The following is a 20,832-nucleotide window of genomic DNA, read 5'->3' on the forward strand; positions in this document are numbered from 1 at the left end:
ACGCTCACAACGTCTCCAGATGGTCGAAGGATCTACGGCGTACGGCGAGCAGCGCGGCGCACACCAGCGCGCCCGCCGCCCAGCCGGCCTGTGCGGCGGGCCCGGCGAAGTACCGTGCGGCCGCGGCCGCCGCCTCGGCGGCCCCCGGGGGCGATGCGGCGAAGGCGGGCAGGACGACGGCGGCCGCCCAGGCCGCGGCGATGGACGTGGCCCCGGTGCGGCAGCCGACGTACGAGCCGAGGGCGAGCGCCGCCAGCGTCATCGCGAGTCCGGGCAGCAGCCATGCCGCCGCGCCGGGCCACCCGGCGGACGGGGGCAGCACCGCCCCGGCGAGCGTGAGCGTCGGGATGCTCACGGCGAGCACCGCGGCGGTTCTGGTCAGCAGCAGCCGCAGCCCGCCGGACGGGGTGGCGGCGGTGATCTCATGCATCGGGTCCGCGTGCCGGCCGTACGAGAGGGCGACCCCGGCGAGCGGCAGCACCGGCGCGACGACGAGGAGCAGCGGGCGGATGGCGTCGTCGGCCCCGGCCCCGTACGCCAGCGCGAGGGCCCCGACGGCCACCAGCACCAGCGCCAGCAGCCACGGACCCCGCAGCGCGGGCCCGGCGGCCCACAGCAACCGCCCGGTGCGGGTGGCGGCCCCGGGGGAGCGGCCGCGGGCGGCCCGGGTGGCGACCCCCGGGAAGCGGCGCCGGACGCCGCGGGCGGGCGCCCTCGCCGGTGCCCCCTCCGCCGCCACCGCGGCCAGCACCCCCGCGCGCACCCCGTCCAGCACCGCCCCGGCCTCCGGCCGTGCCCGTACCGCCGCGGAGATCCGTGCCGCACATCCCCCGCACGCCTCCACGTGCTTCTCCACGGACCACGCGTCCGTCTCCGTCACCGAACCGGCGGCGTACCGCCCGGCCAGCTCCTCGCTCACGTGCCAGTGGGGCATGCCGTCACCTCCCGTCCTGGTCATGCCGTTCCTCCCAGCGGTCCGGACTGCGGAGCCGACAGTTCCAGTGCGGCGCGCAGCTCGCGTCTGGCCCGCATCGCCCTGGTCTTGACCGTGCCTTCGGGTATGCCGAGGAGCCGGGCCGTCTCGCGGGTCGTCAGTCCGTCGATGACCGTGGCGCGCAGGACCTCCCGCAGCTCGGGCGAGATCCGGTCGAGCGCGGCGCCCACATCCCCGTACTCCAGCCCGGCGAGCACCCGCTCCTCGGCGGACGGCGCGGTGGCGGCCCACTCGTTGCTTCCGGTCCGCTCGGCCCGGGCGGCGAGATCGGTACGGGCATGGACCCGCTGGGCGTCCACCAGCCGACGCGAGGCGATCACCCAGAGCCAGCCGCCGACCCTGGCCCCGCGGTGCGAACCGGCGGAGCGCCAGACCGTCACGAAGGTGTCCTGCAGGACCTCCCATACGGTCTCGGCATCCGCGCACCGCCTGCTCAGCCGGGCCAGCAGCCAGCCGGCGTGCCGGTCGTAGAGCGTCGCCAGGGCCTCCGTATCCCCCTGCGCGACGGCACGCAGCAGGGCGTCGTCGTCGTTCGGGTCCTCCCCCGAGGGGCGCAACAGCTTCACACCTCTCTATCGGGCGACGGACCCGGACCGGTTCACGGGCGGCGTGTGTGGCTCACGCCATAGACGGAGCAGGGGAAGATCACAGAGGGTGGGACGTTGCTTCGGGGGGCTCGTCACGGGAGAGGGGCCTCACGCGGTGCATCAGCGTACGGACAGGGCGGTCCACGAAGAACCCTTCGCGGCTCCGCTGCTCGACGCCATCCCGCGCCAGAGCCGCACGGGCCGTGCCGCGGCCCAGCCCCCGGTCCGTGGGGCCCGCCGATGGCTGCGGCTGCTGCCGGCACCCACTGGTACCCCGTTCACTTTTGGGTACCTGCTGGTGCTGGTCGCCACGTCCCTGTTCATGGAGTACGCCGATCCCGACACCGTCGCCGCCGTGCTGCGCGAGTCGAGCACGGACGTCGCGCACCTCGGCGAGACCCCGTTCCTCGTCCTGGCCGCCAGCGCCCTGTGGGTCGTCGGCGGGCTCACCTCCCCGCACGTCTTTTTCTTCGCTCTCGTACTGACCGCACTGGAGCGCCGCATCGGGGGCCTGCGGGCCGCCGCGGTGTTCGTGCTCGGTCATGTCGTGGCGACGCTCGCCACGGAGATCCCGGTCGGGCTCTCCGTGGTCGCCGGGCATCTGCCGGAGTCGTCGCTGCACCGCCTCGACTACGGCATCAGCTTCGGGCTGATGGCGAGCGTGGGCGCGCTCACCGGGCTGTTCACCCCGCTGCTGCGGGTGCTGGTGCTCGGCGGGATGGGCGTGATGCTGGTGCTCGATCTGGTCCGTCTGAGCAACCCGCTGACCGACTGGGGCCATCCACTGGCGCTGCTGTTCGGCGTGGCCTGCCGGCCGCTGCTGCGCCGGGCCGGTGCGGTCGGGGAACCGGTGGTCAGGGGCGTGGCGCCTTCTCGCCGTGCACCGCGAGGTACTCGGCCGCCAGCCAAGGTGCCAGGTCCTCGATGAGCGTCGCGAGGACGGCCGGGTCGGCGGAGGGATTGCGGCCGGTGTGCGCGGCCAGCCTCATCTGCTCGATCCGCTCCGGGTGGTCCGGGTAGTAACGGGCGAACACCTCGGCGGACTCGGCCAGGTCGCTGGTCCAGCCGCGCCACTGCGGCATGACCAGGGTGAAGCCGGACCGGACGATCCGGCGGGCGGCGCCGCGGCTGAGGCTGCGGCGTTCGGCGTCGGTGGCCGCCTCGGCGGCCCTGCGCCGCCAGCGGGGCAGCGAGAGAACCAGGTCCCCGTTGGTCTCGCGGGCGAGCAGCGGGGTCGGGCGGTAGTGCGGCAGCTGCTCGGCCAGGTCGTCGCCCAGCAGCGGGGTGCAGAGACAGGCGAGGAAGAAGCCGAGGTCGTGGCGTTCGAGCTCGCTGGTGAGGGTGGCGGCAGCGGACAGCAGGATGCCGACGCCGTCGATCTGGCCGAACGAGGCGTTCAGGTCGGCCTCCATGGCACGGACCGCCGCTTCGTCGGCGGCCGTGGGCGCGCTGTGCAGCGCCAGCAGCAGATCCAGATCGGAGACACCGGGAAGGGCCGTGCCGCGCGGAATGCTGCCGTAGATGTACGCGCTGTGCAGCCGTGTGCCGTCGAACGCCTCGGTGATCCGGGACCGGGCCGCCGCCACCACGGGGGCGAACGGAGCGGGCACGCGGCTCAGCGAGCCCTCCCGCCGGATCGTCCCGTCGTGGTTCAGCCCTCGGCTGCCGCTGTCGCCGCTGTCGTCGTTCATGCGGGCACTGTGCCCGCATTTCCGTGACGGGCCGAATGATTTATCCGGCCCGTCACGGCCGCGACCGGCCCGGACCGCGAGCGCGACCGGGTGATCGCTCACAGCGAACATGCCCCGGGGAACAACGGGGCGGCTCAGAAGCATTGAGTCTGCATAGCTCAACTTGACTGCCGAAGGGGAGATCATGGCTATCGATTCCAATGCGGTCACTCCGCTCGCCCTGCCCGTGCTGCCGCTCGACGACGAGGTCGTGCTGCCCGGGATGGTGGTGCCTCTGGACCTGTCCGACACCGATGTACGTGCCGCCGTGGAGGCCGCACAGGCCGCGGCCCGTGACGGCGGCGGCAAGCCCGAAGTGCTTCTGGTGCCGCGGATCGACGGTATGTACACCGGCACCGGTGTCATCGGCACCGTCGAGCAGGTCGGACGGCTTTCGGACGGGGATCCGGGCGCGCTCATCCGCGGCCGGGGCCGGGTGCGGATCGGGGCCGGGACCAGCGGGCCGGGTGGAGCGCTCTGGGTGGAGGGGACCCGGGTCGACACGATCGTCCCCGACCCTCTTCCCGGAGCCGCCGCCGAGCTGGTCAAGGAGTACAAGGCACTCGCCACCAGCTGGCTGAAGAAGCGCGGCGCCTGGCAGGTCGTGGACCGGGTCCAGCAGATCGAGGACATCTCCGCGCTCGCCGACAATTCCGGTTACTCGCCCTTCCTCACCACCGCCCAGAAGGTGCAGCTCCTGGAGACCGCCGACCCGGTCGCCCGGCTGAAGCTCGCCATCCAGTGGCTCGGCGAACACCTCGCCGAGCAGGACGTCGCCGAGTCCATCGCCAAGGACGTCCAGGAGGGCGTCGACAAGCAGCAGCGCGAATTCCTGCTGCGGCGCCAGCTCGACGCCGTGCGCAAGGAGCTCTCCGAGCTCAACGGCGACCCGGAGGACGAGTCCGACGACTACCGGGCGCGCGTCGAGGCCGCCGAGCTTCCCGAGCACGTCCGCGAGGCCGCGCTCAAGGAGGTCGACAAGCTGGAGCGCTCCTCCGACCAGAGCCCCGAGGGCTCCTGGATCAGGACCTGGCTCGACACCGTTCTCGAACTGCCGTGGACCGAGCGGACCGAGGACGCCTACGACATCCGGGGCGCCCAGCGGATCCTGGACGCCGAGCACGCGGGCCTGCAGGACGTGAAGGAGCGCATCACCGAGTACCTGGCCGTCCGCAAGCGGCGTTCCGACCGCGGCCTGGGGATCGTCGGCGGGCGGCGCGGCGGTGCCGTGCTGGCGCTGGTGGGGCCTCCGGGCGTGGGCAAGACCTCCCTCGGTGAATCCGTCGCGCACGCCATGGGCCGCAAGTTCGTCCGCGTCGCGCTCGGCGGTGTGCGCGACGAGGCGGAGATCCGGGGCCACCGGCGTACATACGTCGGCGCCCTGCCGGGCCGTATCGTCCGGGCCATCAAGGAGGCCGGTTCGATGAACCCGGTCGTCCTGCTCGACGAGATCGACAAGGTCGGCTCCGACTTCCGGGGCGACCCGGCGGCCGCCCTCCTCGAAGTCCTCGACCCGGCGCAGAACCACACCTTCCGCGACCACTACCTGGAGGTCGAGCTCGACCTCAGCGACGTTGTCTTCCTGGCGACGGCCAACGTGCTCGAAGCCATCCCGGAGGCCCTGCTCGACCGCATGGAGCTGGTCAGGCTCGACGGCTACACCGAGGACGAGAAGGTCGTCATCGCCCGGGACCACCTGCTCCCGCGTCAGCTGGAGCGGGCCGGCCTGGAGAAGGACGAGGTGACGCTCGACGAGTCCGCGCTGCGCAAGCTGGCCGGCGAGTACACCCGTGAAGCGGGCGTGCGGAACCTGGAACGGGCCGTCGCCCGGCTGCTCCGCAAGGTCGCCGCCCAGCACGAACTGGGCGACCGGGAGCTCCCGTTCACGGTCGGCGACGAGGACCTGCGCGCTCTGATCGGACGGCCGCACCACGTCCCCGAGTCCGCCCAGGACCCGGCCGAGCGCCGCACCTCGGTGCCCGGTGTGGCCACCGGACTCGCGGTGACCGGCGCGGGCGGCGACGTGCTGTTCGTGGAGGCGTCGCTGGCCGACCCGGAGACCGGGGCGTCCGGACTGACCCTCACCGGCCAGCTCGGCGACGTCATGAAGGAGTCCGCGCAGATCGCGCTGAGCTTCCTGCAGTCGCACGGCGCGGAGCTGGAGCTGCCGGTCGCGGACCTGAAGGACCGCGGCGTGCACATCCACTTCCCGGCGGGCGCGGTCCCGAAGGACGGCCCGAGCGCCGGAATCACCATGACGACGGCACTGGCCTCGCTGCTCTCCGGACGGCTGGTCCGTACGGACGTGGCGATGACCGGTGAGGTCTCGCTGACCGGACGGGTGCTGCCGATCGGCGGACTGAAGCAGAAACTGCTGGCCGCGCACCGCGCCGGAATCACCACCGTGGTGATCCCGAAGCGGAACGAGGCCGACCTGGACGACGTCCCCGCCGAGGTCCTGGACACGCTGGAGGTCCACCCGGTGACCGATGTCCGCCAGGTCCTGGAGATCGCCCTGGCCCCGGCCGGGGCCAGGACCGGGGAGAGGATCCCGGCCGCGGCGTGACGGGCGTGGCACCACGTACGCGGGACCCCCGGCGCATCGGCGCCGGGGGTCCTCGGGTTTCCCGCCCTTGGCTCAGGGGCGGTAGATGGTCCCCGGGACCGGCTCGGCGGGCGCCATCAGCTGCGGGACGGTGACGAAGGTGTAGCCCCGCTTCTTCAGTTCGTCGATGATGCCCGGCACCGCGGGCACCGTGCCCTTGTAGATGTCGTGGAGCAGGATGATGCCGTCCTTGTCCGCCTGCTCCAGGGTGCGCTTCTTGATCAGCGCCGAGTCGGTCGTGGAGTAGTCCTTGGCGGTGGTGCTCCACAGGATCTGGGAGAGCCCCAGGTCTTTGCTGATGTCCGAGACGGTGTCGTCGGTGCGGCCCTGCGGCGGACGCATCAGGCGCGGCTTCTTGCCGGTTATCTCCGCTATCGCGTCCTGCGTCTTCGCCAGCTCGGCGCGTATCTCGGCCGGCTTCCGGTCCGTCAGGATCTCGTGGGTCCAGGTGTGGTTGGCCACCTCGTGCCCCTCGGCGGCCAGCCTGCGCACGGTGTCCGGGTACTTCTTGACGTGGTTCTTGCCCAGCAGGAAGAAGGTCGCGTGCACCTTCTTCTCCTTGAGGATGTCCAGCAGGTGCGGGGTGTCCTCGCCCGGCCCCGCGTCGAAGGTCAGCGCTATGCACTTCGCCTTGCGGCAGTCCACCGGGCCGAAGGAGCCCTTGGAGTCGGAGCCCGCGTCACCGCGGGCCGAGGCGGGCGCGGTGGTCTGCATGGAGCAGCCGCTCAGCGTCAGGGTGAGCACTGTCACAAGGGTGGCGGCCAACCCCGTACCGATCGACTTCATCTTCATGGGCAAGACGGGTCACTCCTCCGTAGCTGAACAGGGCGCACGACGTGCGACAGAGAAGGACTATACACAGCGTGTATACATCGAGTGCATAGGGGGTCCGCTGTCGGCCCGGAGGGCGAAGTCCCTGGTCGGGGGCGTGAAATGGAGAGAGCCCCGGCGGGTCACCGGGGCCCTGCTGGGTGAAGCGATGGGCCGCGGGGGTGCGGCGGGCGGACTCAGCCGTTGGCGAGGGCCTGTACGCGGTCGAGGGCGCCGTTGAAACGGTCGTGGTCGCCGACGGTGGGGCCGGACGAGGTGTACTGCCATATCGTGTAGAAGCCCCAGCCGGCCGGGAGCTCGCCGACCGTGGAGGCGTAGCGGGCCACCCACAGCGGGTTGGTCGCGCCGAAGCTCGCGTTGTTGCCGGTACAGGTCTTCCACCAGCTGGTCGCGGTGTAGATGACCGCGTCGCGTCCGGTGCGCGCCTTGTACGTGTTCACGAAGTCGCGGATCCACGAGACCATGCCGGCCGCGGTCTTGCCGAAGCACTGGTCGCCGTACGGGTTCCACTCGATGTCGAGCACGCCGGGCAGCGTCTTGCCGTCCCGCGACCAGCCGCCCCCGTTGTCCACGAAGTAGTTGGCCTGGGTGGCGCCGCTCGTGGTGTTCGGGGTGGCGAAGTGGTACGCGCCCCGGATCATGCCCACGTTGTAGGAGCCGTTGTACTGCTGGGCGAAGTACTCGTTCTTGTAGTACGTGCCCTCGGTGGCCTTGGTGTAGGCCCACTTCACCCCGCTGTTCCAGAGCGTCGACCAGGCGACGTTGCCCTGGTGGCCGGAGACGTCCACGCCTTCGGTCTGGACGGCGCGGGTGTCCCGCGGCAGTCCGCCCTGTCCGTCATGGGCGATGACGCCCATGCCCATCGTGGCGGTGCCGCGGGCGGGCTTCTTGGCGGCTGCCGCTGCGTCATGAGTGCCGGCGGCGCTCGCCGCGCCGGGCAGGGTGAGGAGGAGCGAGAGGGCTGCGAGCAGGGTTCCGGCCGCCGCGAAGCGTGAGCGGCGGGACGTCTTGGAAGTGGATCTGAGCACCGGCATGGGGAATGCCTCCGAGGACGTGGTGGGGGGACGTGCTGATCCCAGGGGGGCGCTGGGCGCACCCCTGCAGACATGTAATGGTGTGAACATGCCATGCATGACGCTACGCACGTAGACCCGTGCTGCGGAAGGGGGCCTGGTCGCTGCCGTTGGTCTACGCCTGCGAAATACTGGCGGAGCTGCGGTGATGACCAGCGGCGAAAGAAATTTTCAGCGACAGGAAAGCTCACGAGGGGTGTTGACGTGCACGGGAGCGAAAGCGGTAGTGAACCCGGCGCGACCGGGGGGAGTGGTGTGGACCACGCATTCCTTGCCCTGGAGCGGGAGTTGGCCGTCTTTCTGCGCCGGGCACGGGCCAATTCCGGGGAGATGGCGCGCGAGGTCCACCCGGAACTGGAGGCCGCCGCGTACGGACTTCTCGTCCGGCTGGAGTCGGCCGGGCAGCAGCGGGCCACCGATCTCGCAGCCTACTTCGGGGTGGGCAAGGCGACCATGAGCCGTCAACTGCGCGCTCTGGAGGGCCTCGGACTGGTGGCCCGTGAACCCGATCCGGCCGACGGACGGGCCTTCCTCGTCCGCCTCACTGCCGAGGGGCTGGCCCGCTACCGGAGTGTGCGCGACGCCCGCCGCGAGCGCTATGTCCGCAAGCTCGACGACTGGGACCGGGCCGAGGTGGCCGAACTGGCCCGGCTGCTGCATCACTTGAACGCCCGCGCCGAGGACTGACGCCCGCCGGGCCGGCCTTCCGTTGCGCCGGCCCTTCGTTGCGCCGGCCGACGCAGCGTCGCCCCCGCTGCGTCGGCCCCTCCCGCTGCGCCGTCACAGCACCGCGTAGACCGCCGTCGCGTCGTCGTGGGTCTTGCTGCGGCGCAGCTGCCTGCGCTCCGTGTCGGCGTCCTCCAGGGCCCTGACCCGGTCGATCAGCGCCTGCGTCCCCTCCTTGTGGAGGACCCCGAGGCAGTCCGCCCAGTCGCCCTCGTGGAACATCTGGGTCCAGCGGGCCGCCCCGTCGGTCAGCGCGGCAATCGCCCGCACCTGGCCGATCGGGGTGCGCCCGGTGACCGCACGGGCCGCCACGGAGGGGTCGGCGGCGGCGGTGAAGAAGCCGCCCTCCTTGTTCCGTACCCGGGCGTCGGTGATCGCCTCGGTGCTCAGCGAGCCGGGCGGCAGGCGGTCGAGCCGGTCGTCGAGCAGGGGGCGCACACTTCCGTCGTGCGCCTCGAACAGCAGTACGGAATCGGAGAGCACCAGATGCTCGACCTCGCAGTCGTCCCAACGCGCCATGGCGACCGTCGCCTGAGGTGTCCGTACGTGAGAAAGGTCACACAGGGAACGGTGCGTGTCGGCGGTGCGCCGGATGGAACCTGCCAGGATCTCCTGAAGGGTCAGATCCTTCCGCGAACTGGACAGTTCGACCAGTGCGCCGCCCAGTCGGGCGGTGAACCAGGGGACCGAGTGCACACAACCGTCGTCGCCCCGGGGCGGGGTCACCCCGTCGAGCAGGATCAGCGCCCCGCCTTGGCCGGAAGCGGGAAGTGCGGTGGCGGCCCAGTCCTCGTTCGGGCGTTCCGGGCTGCCGGCGACGGTGGCCAGTTCGATGCGCATACGGCCAGTCTGCACGACGCCTTCACGAGCCCTGCACTCGCCCGGAATTGGCCTGCACCGGCAGGTCAGAAGAGTGCCCGGAGCGGAAGGAATGACTCCGTGGGGCGTGCGGGCGGGCATCCTGCCAAAGCCTGCGCGGAAGTTCCAGCCGACGGGCCAGGTGTGACCGAGGGCCCCCCGGGGAAAACTTGTTCGCCAACTCTGGAGTGATGTTCACTCGTTCAGGTGGCGGAGTGGTTGATGCGCGCCCCCCTCTCAAAAGCACTGGAATGGTCAGAAGCCGTACCAGGGGTCGGGGCGCTCATTACATGTGACCGTGCGTCACCTCTGCTTCAAGGGCGGACGAGTCAAGATTGCGAGCACCGGTGCAGAAGAAGCGGCCTCGGAGCAAGGGCAGCAAGCAGCGCGGTTCCGGGGTGACGCCACCGGCACCTGTCGAGAGCGAGGGCACCCGGCGCACCGTGCGGGTGCGGAGCCGGCTGGTGGCCGGTGTCGCGGTGGTCGGTATCACCGTCATCGCCGCGGGCACGCCCGCGATCCTCGCCGCCTCCTCCGAACTGAACGAATCGCAACGGCTGGTCACCCTCGCCGAGCTCAACCAGCAGGCCATCGCCCTCGCCCACGCCCTCGCGGACGAGCGCGACGAGGTCACCGCCCGGATCGCCGCCGGACGTGACGAGGCGTCCGGCGCGACGGACGACAAGGACGACTCCCGCGGCCGGAGCGCCCGCGTCGACCAACAGGTCGACGAGATCCGGTCCACGGCCCCGGCCGCACTGCGCCGTGACCTCTCCACCATCCCGTCCCTGCGCCGCGACGCACTCAGCGGCAAGGGCACGGCGCTGGAGGCCCACCAGGCCTACTCCGAGGTCATCGCCAAGCTCCACGAACTCGCCGACGAACTCGCCGAGAAGACCCCGCCGCGCGCGGCCGAGGCCACCCGCGCCCCGCTCGCCATCGGGCAGGCCACCGAGCAGGCCTCTGCCACCCGCGGGCTGCTGATCGCCGCGCTCTCGGTACCCCGCAAGGTCTCGGTCCCGCAGCTCGACCCGGTGACCGGACTGCCGGTGCAGACCCAGGACGGCGGCAGCGACAAGGACGACCGCACCCGTGACGAGCTGAGCGCCGCCGCCCAGCAGGCCCGGGTCCGCGAACTCGGCTCGCTCGCCGACTTCGACCAGGCCGCGGGCTCCACCGCCCGCGACAAGCTGTCGTCCACGGTCACCGGACCCGAGGTCAACAGCGCGGAGAAGTACCTCAACTCCCTCACCGACCGCCCCGAGCTGTCGGACTCCGACCAGCGGACCAGCAGCAAGAAGGCCGATGCGGCGCTCTCCGCCCGGATCGACCGGATGCGGAGCGTCGAGTCCGCCCTCGGCACCGAACAGATCCAGCGCCTGGAGCAGCTGCGCGACGACGACGTCACTGCGCTCGAACTGCGCATCGCGCTGCTGGGCGGCTGCCTGCTGATCGCCGTCGGCGTCTCCACCGCCGTGGCCCGCACCCTCACCCAGCCGCTCGCCGTCCTGCGGATCGGCGCCGCCCGCCTCGCCACGGAGCCCGACACCGCCGAACCGGTCCGCTACACCGGCCGCAACGACGAGTTCGCCCAGGTCGTACGGTCTCTCAACAGCCTGCACGGCAAGCTCCAGGGGCTCCTCCACGAGTTCAACGGCCGCTTCGAGAGCCTGCAGGCCGAGCGCGGCGAGCTGATCGCCGGGCGCGAGGCCCTCACCCTCCAGCGCGCCGAGCTCCAGGTGCTGGCCTCCGACCTCACCGCCCAGCTGGAGCGGCTGAAGAACACGGTCCACCACACCTTCGTCAATCTCTCGCTGCGCACCCTCGGCCTCGTCGAGCGCCAGCTCGGCGTCATCGAGAGCCTGGAGGAGCGGGAGCACGACCCGGAGCGGCTCGCCACCCTCTTCAAGCTCGACCACATGGCCACCGTCATGCGCAGGCACAGCGAGAACATGCTGGTCCTCGCGGGCGCCGAGCACGGCCACGGGCACGCGGGACCGATCCCGCTGGTCGACGTGTTGCGTGCGGCCGTGTCGGAGATCGAGCGGTACGAGCGGGTCACCATCCAGTCCCTGCCGCCGCACGCCCAGATCGCCGGTTTCGCCGCCGACGACCTCAGCCACCTCGTCGCCGAACTCCTGGAGAACGCCACCTCCTTCTCGCCGCCGGACTCCCACGTCCAGCTCTCCGGCTGGCTGCTGGAGAGCGGCGAGGTGATGCTTTCCGTCCAGGACGAGGGCATCGGGATGTCGGCCGTACGGATGGGCGAGCTCAACACCCGGCTCGGCGACCCTGCTCTGTTCGAGGCGGGCGAGCAGAGTGCGGACGGGGCCGGTCTCGGCCTTCAGGTCACCTCCCTGCTGGCCGCGCGCCACGGCGTACGGGTCCAGCTGCGCGACCACAAGGGCAGCGGGATCACGGCGGTCGTCGTCCTGCCCCAGGCCCTGCTGCCGAAGGCGCCCCCGGCCGCGACTCCGCCGCCGGTGAAGATCTCCGGGGACGCGCCCGCGCTGAACCTGCCGGGCTCGGTCGCCGAAGCCAACTCCAACGCGCTGCCGGGCCGTACGCTCGCCATGCCCGGTGACCCGCTGATCGCGGCTGCCGAGCAGACGATCCGCGAGTCGGGCGCCGAGTCGGCACCCGCCGTCGTTCCCGAGCCCGCCGTCGTTCCCGAGCCCGCCGTCGTCCCCGAGCCCGCCCCGGCCGAGGCGCAGGCCCCGGCCGAGGTGGAGTCCGAGGTCACGATGCAGGTCCGGCTCCCGGTGGTGCCGGAGTTCGCGGACGCCCCCGAGATCAAGGCGCCCGACCCGTACGCCATCGGCCCCGACCGCCATGAGCGCACCGCGGACGAGGCCCGGGAGCCGCACACCGCCGCCCCCCCTGCCCCCACGCCCGTGGCCGACGCACTGCCCGGCCCCAGGCAGCCGGAGCAGCAGCCGCAGCCCCACGCTCAGCCCCAGCAGGCCGAACGCATCACGGACAAGGGGCTGCCCAAGCGCACCCCCAAGGTCGTCAAGCCCACCACGGCACCCACCACCGAGCGCAAGGGCAGCCTGGACAAGGAGGCGCTGCGCCGTCGGCTCGGCGGCTTCCACCAGGGTGCGAAGGAGGGCCGCCGGGACGTCGAGGCGGAGATCGCCGAGATCACGACCACCCAGTCGCTCCCGGGAGCCACCGCACCAGGTGGACGCCCCGCACGTACCGATCAGGCGGATGAGACGGGGGACACAGTCGAGGAGGCACGCAGTTGACTGCGCCCAGCACATTCGGGCTGAGTACCGAGGCCCGTAACCTTCACTGGTTGCTGAGCAATCTGGTGGAGGAGGTGCCAGGGGTCCACTCGGTCACCGTCGTCTCGTCCGACGGACTGATGCTGCTCTCCTCCGACCCCGGCCATCTGATCACTCGGACCGGCGGCGGACAGGGCGGCCCCAGGGGCTCCAGCGCCGACCTGGCGACCATCGTCTCCGGCATCGGCAGCCTCACCATCGGCGCCGCCAAGCTGATGGACGGCGGCGGCGTCAAGCAGACGATGGTCGCCATGGACGAGGGCAGCGTCTTCGTCATGTCGATCAGCGACGGCTCGCTGCTCGGTGTGCACGCCACCCCGGACTGCGACATGAGCGTCATCGCCTACCACATGGCGCTCTTCGTCGGCCGAGCCGGACACGTACTCACCCCCGAACTCCGCAGTGAACTGCGCAAATCGATGGAGAGCACCCAGTGAAGCCCGCTGCTGAAACCGCCCACAGGCTTCCCGTCCGCGGGGCCGACCGAAGGCCCGCCCGGGTCCGTCCGTACTCCCTCACCGGCGGACGTACCCGCTTCGGGCACGTCCTGCTCGTCGAGACGTTCGTCGCCGCGCTCGAAGCGCCCGAGGAGCGCCGCGAGCTCACCAACGGCAACCTGGCCGGCCGCCTCATGCCGGAGCTCCAGGCCATCGTCGAAATCTGCCGCCGGATGCGTACGGTCGCGGAGATCTCGGCCCTGTTGAAGATGCCGCTCGGCGTGGTCCGGGTGCTGCTCAGCGACTTGGCCGACCAAGGAAAGATCCGCGTGTACGGGACCGGTCACGGCACCGGCCAGCCCGACCGCGTACTGCTCGAAAGGGTGCTCAATGGACTCCGCCGTCTCTGAGTCGCCGCTCTTCGCCCCGCGTCAGCCGGGCGCCAAGGACCAGGCCGAGGAATCGCTGCAGGCCTGGCAGCTGGACCACACCAGGGCCCCGATCGCCACGAAGATCGTGGTCGCCGGTGGGTTCGGCGTGGGCAAGACGACCTTCGTGGGGTCGGTCTCCGAGATCACCCCGCTGAAGACCGAAGCGATGATGACCCAGGCCAGCGAGGAGACCGACGATCTCTCCGCGACGCCCGACAAGGTCACCACGACCGTCGCGATGGACTTCGGCCGGCTCACGCTCGACGACGACCTCGTGCTGTACGTGTTCGGCACACCGGGCCAGCAGCGCTTCTGGTTCATGTGGGACGACCTGGTGCGCGGCGCGATCGGCGCGGTCGTGATGGCCGACACCCGCCGGCTCGCCGACTGCTTCCCCGCCCTCGACTACTTCGAGAGCTGCGGGCTGCCGTACATCGTGGCCGTCAACCACTTCGAGGGAACACCCGGGTTCGAGGCCGAAGACGTCCGGGAGGCCCTGACCGTACCCCCGCACGTGCCTGTTGTGATCATGGACGCGCGTAACAGGATCACCGTCGTCGAGGCGCTGCTGGCCCTGGTCGGCCACGCCCTCGACGCCACCCCCGCATAGATCACACACAACGGAGAACCGCGATGCGGAAGATACTCATAGTCGGAGCCGGTCAGTCCGGTCTCCAGCTGGCCCTCGGGCTGCAGTCCCGCGGGTACGAAGTCACCCTGATGTCCAACCGCACCGCCGACGAGGTCCGCTCCGGCCGGGTCATGTCGACGCAGTGCATGTTCCACACCGCGCTCCAGCACGAGCGTGACTACCAGCTCAACTTCTGGGAGTCCCAGGCCCCGCGCATCGAGGGCCTCGGCGTCTCCGTCGCGGCGCCGGACTCCTCGCGCGCCGTCGACTGGGTCGGCAAGCTGGACGGCTTCGCCCAGTCCGTCGACCAGCGCGTGAAGATGGCCGGCTGGATGGAGACGTTCGCCCAGCGCGGCGGACAGCTTGTGATCCATGGCGCGGCCGTCTCCGACCTGGACTACTTCTCCCGCACCTACGACCTGGTGATGGTCTCCGCGGGCAAGGGCGAGCTGGTCTCCATGTTCGGCCGGGACGCCTCCCGTTCGCCGTTCGACGCCCCGCAGCGCGCCCTGGCCGTCGCGTACGTCCACGGCATGGGCCCGCGCCCGGAGCACCCCGACTACGACGCGGTCCGCTGCAACCTGGTCCCCGGCGTCGGCGAGCTCTTCGTGATGCCGACCCTGACCACGTCCGGCCGCGCCGACATCCTGTTCTGGGAAGGCGTCCCGGGCGGCCCGCTCGACGTGTTCCAGGGCATCAAGGACCCCTCCGAGCACCTGGCGAAGACGCTGGAGCTCATGGAGCGGTTCACGCCGTGGGAGTACGCCCGCGCCACCAAGGTCGAACTGACCGACGCCAACGGCACCCTGGCGGGCCGCTACGCCCCGACCGTCCGCAAGCCGATCGGCCGGCTGCCCGGCGGCGGTCTGGTGCTCGGCGTCGCGGACGTCGTCGTCGCCAACGACCCGGTCACCGGCCAGGGCTCCAACTCGGCCTCCAAGTGCGCCAACGCGTACCTGGACTCGATCATCGAGCGCGGTGACCGGGAGTTCGACGCGGAGTGGATGCAGGCGACGTTCGACCGATACTGGGACACCGCGCAGCACGTCGTGAAGTGGACCAACGCGATGCTCGGCGTACCGCCGGAGCACGTACTGAACCTGATCGGCGCCGCCGGTCAGCTCCAGCCGGTCGCCAACCGCTTCGCCAACGGCTTCAACGACCCGGCGGACTTCGACAACTTCTTCTTCGACCCGGAGAAGACCAACGCGTACCTCGCCGAGGTCTCCGGGGCGGCGCAGACCGCCTGAGCAGCGCGGCAGGGCCGGGTCCCGTCAGGCATCCGACCGGCCCCGGCCCTGCCGGCTTCCGTTCCCCGCCACCTACTCCCCGGAGGCCGAGGGGGCCGACGACGAGCTGTACCCCGCGTCCGAGCCCGAGGAGGCCCCCTGCGGGAGCTCCGGCGGCTTGTACGTGGACAGTGACGAGCCCTGCGGGTCAGGCCGTACGGCGCCGAGCAGCGGATTCGACGCCACCGGCGAGACCTTCACGCGCGAGCCCGGCCGGGGGGCCTGCACCACCAGGCCGTTGCCGATGTACAGCGCCACATGTGTGGCCTTCGGGAAGTAGATCACCAGGTCGCCCGGGCGCAGCGCGTTCACCGCTACCTTCCGCAGCTGCCGCCACTGCTCCTGCGACGTCCGCGGAATGACCCGGCCCGCCTTCGCCCAGGCCTGCGAGGTGAGCCCCGAGCAGTCGAAGGAGTCCGGCCCCTCCGCTCCCCACACGTACGGCTTGCCGACCTGCTTGATCGCGTACTTCACCGCCTCGCCGCCCGCCTCGGACGGCCGCCTCGTCGAGGAGAGCGCCCCCGAGGCGGCCAGGGCGCCCTGTGCCTTCTCCACGTCCCGCTGCTCCAGCCGCGACAGCTCGGTGAGCTGTGCGCCGGAGAGCGTGGCCAGCTTCGTCTCGACGGCCTTCAGCCGCGACCGGACCGTGTCCCGCTGCTTCTTCTGCTTCGCGGCCAGGACCCGCTGCCGGTCGAGCACCTTGCGGGACTCGGTCGCCAGCTCGTCAGCGCGCTTCTCGGCACCGGTGAGCCGCTTCACCGTCGCCGCCCGTCCGGCCGCCGCATGCCGGATCACATGCTCCTGGTTCAGCAGATGTTCGGGGTCCCGGGACAACAGGAGCCGCATGTACGCGGAGAAGTCGGACCGGCCCTGATACTGCTCCCGGGCCAGCCGCCCGGCCTCGTCGCGGCCGTCGGCCAGCGCGGTCCGGGCGGCGACGAGTTCGACATCGAGCTTCTTCGCCTGTGCCGCGCGCTTCTTCAGCTCCGCGGCGGTCCCGTTGTACGTCTCGGTGGCCTCCTCGGCCTGCTGGTACAGCTTCCGCAGCTCGGACAGGAGCTGGGGGACGCTGCTGTTCGCCCCCGTGGGCGCGGCAGGCGCCTTCGCCGTGCTGCCCGCGGCGGGGTCCGGGGCCACGGGCGCGGCGGCCGCCGGCGAGGTCACGACGAGCGCGGCCAGGGCGGCGGTGCAGACCGTACGCAAGACTCCGCCTGACACGACATCACCTCCGGTGACGGGGCGATCACGGGACTACCCCATGAGTGAGCGCAACGTGACAATACGGTCACTCGGTGTCGGGAGATGCAAGAACCGCGCGGTGTGGCGGCAGGCGGGTTCGCCCGGAAGGCCGTGGTGGGCGAACCCGCCGTTCGCTAGGCGACCGGGAACGCGTAGAAGATCCGGTCGCGTTGTACGACGGCCGTCCGCCCGGCCGCCAGCACCCGGTAGGGGGCGGTGACCGTGGCCCCCTTCGGGTCCTGGGCGCCGATGTCCTGGAACTTCCACAGTCGCCGCCCGTCCTCGGCGGCGAACGCGGTGACCTGGGATCCGTCCGCGGCCAGCAGCGTCTTGCCGGTCGTGCTGAGGGTGACGGCGGGCGCGGCGGTGCCGATCGCCGCCTCCGTCGAGCGTCGCCAGCGCAGCCGCCCGGTCTCCCGCTCGACCGTGCCCACCTCCTGGTTGCGGTTGGTGGTGTGCAGCACGGTGCCGGTGGCGACGGGGGTGCCGAACGGGGTCCCGCCGGTGCCGTTCAGCGTCCATTTCGGCTTGCCGGCCGGGGTCTCGAACGCCTGGAGGTCGTCGCCCACCGCCGCGTACAGCAGGCCCTGCTCGTCGCCCATGGCCGCCGCGTCCGGGGCGACCGTGCCGAACTGCTTGCTCCACAGCGCCTTGCCGGTCTTGCGGTCGAAGCTCCGGAAGACGGCCTTGCCCTTGGCGGCCCTGACATCGCCGGGGGCGAGGGTGGCCGGGCTCTGACGTACCACCAGGTCGTTCTGCCGGACCGCGATCAGCCGGTGGACGGGGGCGCCGGGGCCGCGCCCGGCCGGTACGGGGGCCCGCCACAGCTGCTCGCGGCGCACGATGTCGTACGCGAAGAGATAGGCCCTGACGACCTGCTTGTCCTTGCCGCGCTTCTTGCCCTTCTTCGGCGGCGGGGCCTTGACGGTGACCTTCTCGGAGCCGGTGAACCAGATCACCGGCCCGGACGAGCCGACGATCTCCGGCGCCGAGAGCTTCGGAGTTTCGGCGGACAGTTCCGCGTGGTCCACCCGGTGCGCGGTCTTTCCGTCCTTCGGCGACAGCCAGAGGAATCCGGAGGGGGCGGCGATGAAGCAGAGGTCCTTCCCGGCGGGGAGGGCGGCGCGCCCCTCGGTGGCGTCCGCGTTCTCCCAGAGGCGGCGTCCGGTGCGCAGGTCTACGGCGGTCGCGCCGTTCTTGCCGGTCAGCACCAGCAGTCGCTCGTTCCAGACGGCGGCGGTGAGCGGTGCCGGTTCCGCCGCCGGGTGCGTGTACACCCAGCGGGGTTGCGGCGGCAGTCCCGCGACGGTGGGACCGCTGCGGCTCGGCACGGGCTTGGGGTCGTCGGTCGTCCCGTCGCCGCTGCCCAGGACGAGGGCGCCGCCTCCGCCGACGACCAGCCCGGCGGCCCCGGCGGCGAGCCCGATGAGCAGAGTGCGCCGGTCGGCGGCGGGGGAGGCGGGCCTCGCTGCGGCGCGCCCTGCGGGGACCGGCAGCGGGACCGGCGGAACCATCGGCGGGGGCACGGCGGGCACCCCGCCGGGCAGGGCCGCGGCGGGTCCGGCGGGGAGAGCCGCCGGGGCGGGGCCGGCAGCCGGACGTCCGGTCAGCTCGGGCGGGACGGACAGCTGGGTCGTCGGCCGGTCGGTCGTGGGGTCCTGGCGCCCGAGGTTCCCGAACTGGGCGGTCTGCGTGTCCGGGATCGGGAGCGGCTCGACGGCGGCGGCCCCGGGGGCGGCTGCGTCGGCCGGTGCACCCGGCGGTGTGTCGACCGGCTCGCGGGGCGGGGCGTCGGCCGGGGTGTCGACCGGGTCTTCGGTGGATCCGGCAACCGGCCCGTCGACCGGGCCTTCGGCGGAACCGGGCACCGGCCCGGTAACCGGCGTACCGGCCGCGACCGCCTCCCGTGCCCGCGCCCCCTGCTCCGCCACCGCGGCCGCCAACACCTCCGGCAGCCAGCCGCCCTTCGCCAGGCTCGCAGCTCCCTCCAGGGCGAGCTCGGCCGCCACCGTCCCGGCGCTCGGCCTGTCGGCCGGGTCCTTCTCCAGGCAGCGGGCGATCAGGTCGCGCAACTCCTCCGGAACCGCGCCGAGTTCGGGGGCGGTGCGGGCGATCCGCTCGGCGCCCTCGGCGGCCGGGCCGTCGGCGAGCGGGGTCGTGCCGGTTGCCGCGTACGCCAGCAGCAGGCCCAGCACGAAGAGATCGGAAGCCGGTCCGGGTTCCTCGCCCGCGACCTGTTCCGGGGTCAGATAGCCGAGCCGTACGGACAACTGCCCGCCCGGACGGGCCTCCGCGGCGGCCGCGGCGCCCAACGGGCCGAACGCGGTGAGCCGCGGCCCGTCCTCGGCCAGCAGTACCGTCCGGGGAGCCAGGCCCTGGAGCACGGCACCGGTGGCGTGCACCCGGGAGAGGGTCTCGGCGAGGCCCGCGCCCAGTATCCGCACGGCACGCTCGGGAAGCGGCCCGGTGAGCTCGATCGCCTCGGCGAGCGTCAGCGCCGGTACGTACGGGCCTGCCGTCCACAGCGGTTCTTCGTCCGCGGTGTCAGGGCCGCCCAGTTGCAGCTGGGCCCAGCCGCCGGTCAGCCGGTCCGCGGTGCGGGCCTCCGCCTGGAAACGGCGCCGGAAGGCGGGCAGCGCGGCGAGTTCGGGGCGGGCGGCGGTGATCACCACCGCGTCCTCGGAGGCCGCGCCGCGCGCGAGGTACTGCACGGTGCTCGCGGTCCCACGCAACCGCGCCAGCACGGTGTACGGGCCGAAGCGGCGTGGATCGTCCTGACGCAGCGCCTCCATGGCGCACCCCCCTCGCTGACCGTGCCTGAGCACCGGAGCGTCGATCTTAGACCGACCGGCAATTGGGGGGCGGCGTCGCGGTGCTGGGCACGCGCATCTGCCGCGTTGTCGTCAATCAACAACGCTCCGCGTTGCCTCAATCCTCCGCCTTGCAGCTGCACGCACCCAGCACCGCTCCTTCTCCCACCCCCCAATTACCGGCCGGTCTCGGACCGAGTGCCCGTCACCCCATCGGGCCCCGTCCCCTCAGTCCGGCTTCGACCAGGGCCACTTGGGGCTGTGCCGCTCACGGCCACCGGGGGCGTACTCGTACACCCAGCCGCGCGGCAGCCCCAGCCGCTTGCTGTGACCGGCCGGCACCCTGCGGTACGCGTACACGGTGGCGGGACCGCCGTCGGAGGCCGGTACCGGGACCTCGTACCACTTGGGCGGATGACCGGTCGGGCCGACGAGGACGGGCAGTACCCGCCCGTCCAGGGGGCCGCCGGTGAAGGCGGTGTTCTCGCTTCGCACCGCCCCAGTCTGACCGATCAGCCGTCCTGGGGCAGCAGATGGGCCGCCTCGCCGAGCACCGGGATCAGCCGCTCCGCCAGCCGTCCGGCCGGACCCGCGGCGGTCTCCAGCGGAAGCAGCGCCGCCACCGCCGACGCGGTCTCCGGATCCGTCGCCGCCGTGGCGGCCAGCAGCACGATCAACTGGTCCATCAGCCAGTCGCGCAGCTCTGCCGCGGCGGGCTGCTTCCCCTCGTCCAGCCAGATCAGGGACGCCGCCTCGACAGCCGCGATCCAGGTGCGCACCATCATGCGCAGCCTCGGGCCGGCCGCCGCGCCACTGCCCAGGTGCAGCAGGATCTGCTCGGCCGCCGCCCGCCGTACCTCGTCGACGATCGCCGACGTACGGGAGGTCTCGACGACACAGCCGCCGCGCAGCAGCGCGCTGAAACCGGTGTCGTGCTCGTCGACGAAGGCGAGGTAGCGGTCGAGCACCCGCGTCACCCGCTCGGTGGGCGGTCCCACGGGCGGCTCGCCGAAGCACAGGATCAGCTGCTCGGCGGCGGATCTCAGCGCCGCCTCGTACAACTGCTGCCGCCCGCCCGGGAAGTAGCGGTAGACGAGCGGGCGGGACACCCCGGCGACCGTCGCGACCTCGTCGAGCGAGACCTCGTCGGGGGCCCGGTGGGCGAAGAGGGTCAGGGCCGCACCGAGGAGCTGGGCGCGGCGCTCCTCGACGCCGAGCCTTCGGTACGCGCGGGCCGGCGGCGCGGTGGCGGCAGCAGGGGTCATACGCCGAAGCCTAGGGCCTCCCGTCCGGATCACGTC

Annotated in this window: 18 protein-coding genes; 8 read left to right on the plus strand and 10 right to left on the minus strand. The window is 72.1% G+C overall.

Annotation, left to right across the window (positions count from 1 at the left end; genetic code table 11):
- Positions 1-4: 4 nt before the first annotated feature.
- Positions 5-958 (minus strand): zf-HC2 domain-containing protein, encoded by a 954-nt coding sequence (locus tag OG978_RS27685; protein ID WP_326767806.1) that lies wholly within the window; start codon positions 956-958, stop codon positions 5-7.
- Complete coding sequence (locus tag OG978_RS27690; RefSeq protein ID WP_326767807.1) at positions 955-1,560, minus strand: RNA polymerase sigma factor; 606 nt, start codon at positions 1,558-1,560, stop codon at positions 955-957. The genes OG978_RS27685 and OG978_RS27690 overlap by 4 nt, the downstream gene beginning before the upstream one ends.
- A gap of 136 nt (positions 1,561-1,696) precedes the next feature.
- Between OG978_RS27690 and OG978_RS27695 the strand changes: the two genes are divergently transcribed.
- The gene (locus OG978_RS27695; RefSeq protein WP_326767808.1) at positions 1,697-2,509 is read left to right on the plus strand and encodes a rhomboid-like protein; all 813 of its coding nucleotides are present in this window, start codon (positions 1,697-1,699) and stop codon (positions 2,507-2,509) included.
- On the opposite strand, the gene OG978_RS27700 is transcribed toward OG978_RS27695, so the two are convergent.
- Positions 2,436-3,272, minus strand: coding sequence for a nucleotidyltransferase (locus OG978_RS27700; protein ID WP_326767809.1), 837 nt, complete (start codon positions 3,270-3,272; stop codon positions 2,436-2,438). The two genes, OG978_RS27695 and OG978_RS27700, sit on opposite strands and share 74 nt — an antisense overlap.
- Before the next feature lie 184 nt (positions 3,273-3,456).
- Here OG978_RS27700 and lon point away from each other — a divergent pair, with 184 nt between their 5' ends.
- Positions 3,457-5,877, plus strand: a complete 2,421-nt coding sequence (gene lon / locus OG978_RS27705) for an endopeptidase La (RefSeq protein WP_326767810.1) — start codon at positions 3,457-3,459, stop codon at positions 5,875-5,877.
- A 72-nt stretch (positions 5,878-5,949) separates the two neighbouring features.
- Here lon and OG978_RS27710 read toward each other — a convergent pair whose 3' ends face one another.
- Positions 5,950-6,708 carry a polysaccharide deacetylase family protein gene (locus OG978_RS27710; protein ID WP_326770184.1) on the minus strand — a complete coding sequence of 253 codons (759 nt, stop codon included), beginning with the start codon at positions 6,706-6,708 and terminating at the stop codon, positions 5,950-5,952.
- 215 nt (positions 6,709-6,923) lie between these two features.
- Complete coding sequence (locus OG978_RS27715) at positions 6,924-7,781, minus strand: lysozyme (RefSeq protein ID WP_326767811.1); 858 nt, start codon at positions 7,779-7,781, stop codon at positions 6,924-6,926.
- A gap of 243 nt (positions 7,782-8,024) precedes the next feature.
- Here OG978_RS27715 and OG978_RS27720 point away from each other — a divergent pair, with 243 nt between their 5' ends.
- Positions 8,025-8,507, plus strand: coding sequence for a MarR family winged helix-turn-helix transcriptional regulator (locus tag OG978_RS27720; protein ID WP_326767812.1), 483 nt, complete (start codon positions 8,025-8,027; stop codon positions 8,505-8,507).
- A 93-nt stretch (positions 8,508-8,600) separates the two neighbouring features.
- On the opposite strand, the gene OG978_RS27725 is transcribed toward OG978_RS27720, so the two are convergent.
- A complete protein-coding gene (locus tag OG978_RS27725) occupies positions 8,601-9,386 on the minus strand; it encodes a hypothetical protein (RefSeq protein ID WP_326767813.1) in 786 nt (261 codons plus the stop codon).
- Positions 9,387-9,751: 365 nt separating this feature from the next.
- Here OG978_RS27725 and OG978_RS27730 point away from each other — a divergent pair, with 365 nt between their 5' ends.
- From OG978_RS27730 to OG978_RS27750, 5 genes are read left to right on the plus strand one after another with little or no spacing between them, the layout of a single operon-like run.
- Positions 9,752-12,655: a sensor histidine kinase gene (locus OG978_RS27730; RefSeq protein WP_326767814.1), complete on the plus strand. Its 2,904-nt coding sequence runs from the start codon at positions 9,752-9,754 to the stop codon at positions 12,653-12,655.
- The gene (locus OG978_RS27735) at positions 12,652-13,131 is read left to right on the plus strand and encodes a roadblock/LC7 domain-containing protein (protein WP_326767815.1); all 480 of its coding nucleotides are present in this window, start codon (positions 12,652-12,654) and stop codon (positions 13,129-13,131) included. Before OG978_RS27730 ends, OG978_RS27735 begins: the two co-directional genes overlap by 4 nt.
- Positions 13,128-13,541 carry a DUF742 domain-containing protein gene (locus tag OG978_RS27740; RefSeq protein WP_326767816.1) on the plus strand — a complete coding sequence of 138 codons (414 nt, stop codon included), beginning with the start codon at positions 13,128-13,130 and terminating at the stop codon, positions 13,539-13,541. Before OG978_RS27735 ends, OG978_RS27740 begins: the two co-directional genes overlap by 4 nt.
- Positions 13,522-14,172: a GTP-binding protein gene (locus tag OG978_RS27745; RefSeq protein ID WP_326767817.1), complete on the plus strand. Its 651-nt coding sequence runs from the start codon at positions 13,522-13,524 to the stop codon at positions 14,170-14,172. The genes OG978_RS27740 and OG978_RS27745 overlap by 20 nt, the downstream gene beginning before the upstream one ends.
- A gap of 23 nt (positions 14,173-14,195) precedes the next feature.
- Entirely contained in the window at positions 14,196-15,443 is a 1,248-nt protein-coding gene (locus tag OG978_RS27750; RefSeq protein WP_326767818.1) for a styrene monooxygenase/indole monooxygenase family protein, read from the plus strand.
- Positions 15,444-15,515: 72 nt separating this feature from the next.
- Here OG978_RS27750 and OG978_RS27755 read toward each other — a convergent pair whose 3' ends face one another.
- The 4 genes from OG978_RS27755 to OG978_RS27770 all read right to left on the minus strand — a co-directional run bounded on the left by OG978_RS27755 (position 15,516) and on the right by OG978_RS27770 (position 20,796).
- Entirely contained in the window at positions 15,516-16,700 is a 1,185-nt protein-coding gene (locus OG978_RS27755; RefSeq protein WP_326767819.1) for a C40 family peptidase, read from the minus strand.
- Between the two features lie 155 nt (positions 16,701-16,855).
- Positions 16,856-19,513 (minus strand): outer membrane protein assembly factor BamB family protein, encoded by a 2,658-nt coding sequence (locus OG978_RS27760; RefSeq protein WP_326767820.1) that lies wholly within the window; start codon positions 19,511-19,513, stop codon positions 16,856-16,858.
- Between the two features lie 246 nt (positions 19,514-19,759).
- Positions 19,760-20,026: a hypothetical protein gene (locus tag OG978_RS27765; RefSeq protein ID WP_326767821.1), complete on the minus strand. Its 267-nt coding sequence runs from the start codon at positions 20,024-20,026 to the stop codon at positions 19,760-19,762.
- Positions 20,027-20,043: 17 nt separating this feature from the next.
- Positions 20,044-20,796, minus strand: coding sequence for a TetR/AcrR family transcriptional regulator (locus OG978_RS27770; RefSeq protein ID WP_326767822.1), 753 nt, complete (start codon positions 20,794-20,796; stop codon positions 20,044-20,046).
- Positions 20,797-20,832: the final 36 nt, after the last annotated feature.

Source organism: Streptomyces sp. NBC_01591, assembly GCF_035918155.1.
Taxonomy (GTDB): domain Bacteria; phylum Actinomycetota; class Actinomycetes; order Streptomycetales; family Streptomycetaceae; genus Streptomyces.

Bases quoted from the DNA above. Each gene is read 5' to 3' on its own strand.
- OG978_RS27685 (WP_326767806.1), bottom strand. From the start codon at position 958: ATGACCAGGACGGGAGGTGACGGCATGCCCCACTGGCACGTGAGCGAG.
- OG978_RS27700 (WP_326767809.1), bottom strand. From the start codon at position 3,272: ATGAACGACGACAGCGGCGACAGCGGCAGCCGAGGGCTGAACCACGAC.
- lon (WP_326767810.1), top strand. From the start codon at position 3,457: ATGGCTATCGATTCCAATGCGGTCACTCCGCTCGCCCTGCCCGTGCTG.
- OG978_RS27710 (WP_326770184.1), bottom strand. From the start codon at position 6,708: ATGAAGATGAAGTCGATCGGTACGGGGTTGGCCGCCACCCTTGTGACA.
- OG978_RS27715 (WP_326767811.1), bottom strand. From the start codon at position 7,781: ATGCCGGTGCTCAGATCCACTTCCAAGACGTCCCGCCGCTCACGCTTC.
- OG978_RS27725 (WP_326767813.1), bottom strand. From the start codon at position 9,386: ATGCGCATCGAACTGGCCACCGTCGCCGGCAGCCCGGAACGCCCGAAC.
- OG978_RS27745 (WP_326767817.1), top strand. From the start codon at position 13,522: ATGGACTCCGCCGTCTCTGAGTCGCCGCTCTTCGCCCCGCGTCAGCCG.
- OG978_RS27750 (WP_326767818.1), top strand. From the start codon at position 14,196: ATGCGGAAGATACTCATAGTCGGAGCCGGTCAGTCCGGTCTCCAGCTG.
- OG978_RS27760 (WP_326767820.1), bottom strand. From the start codon at position 19,513: ATGGAGGCGCTGCGTCAGGACGATCCACGCCGCTTCGGCCCGTACACC.
- OG978_RS27770 (WP_326767822.1), bottom strand. From the start codon at position 20,796: ATGACCCCTGCTGCCGCCACCGCGCCGCCGGCCCGCGCGTACCGAAGG.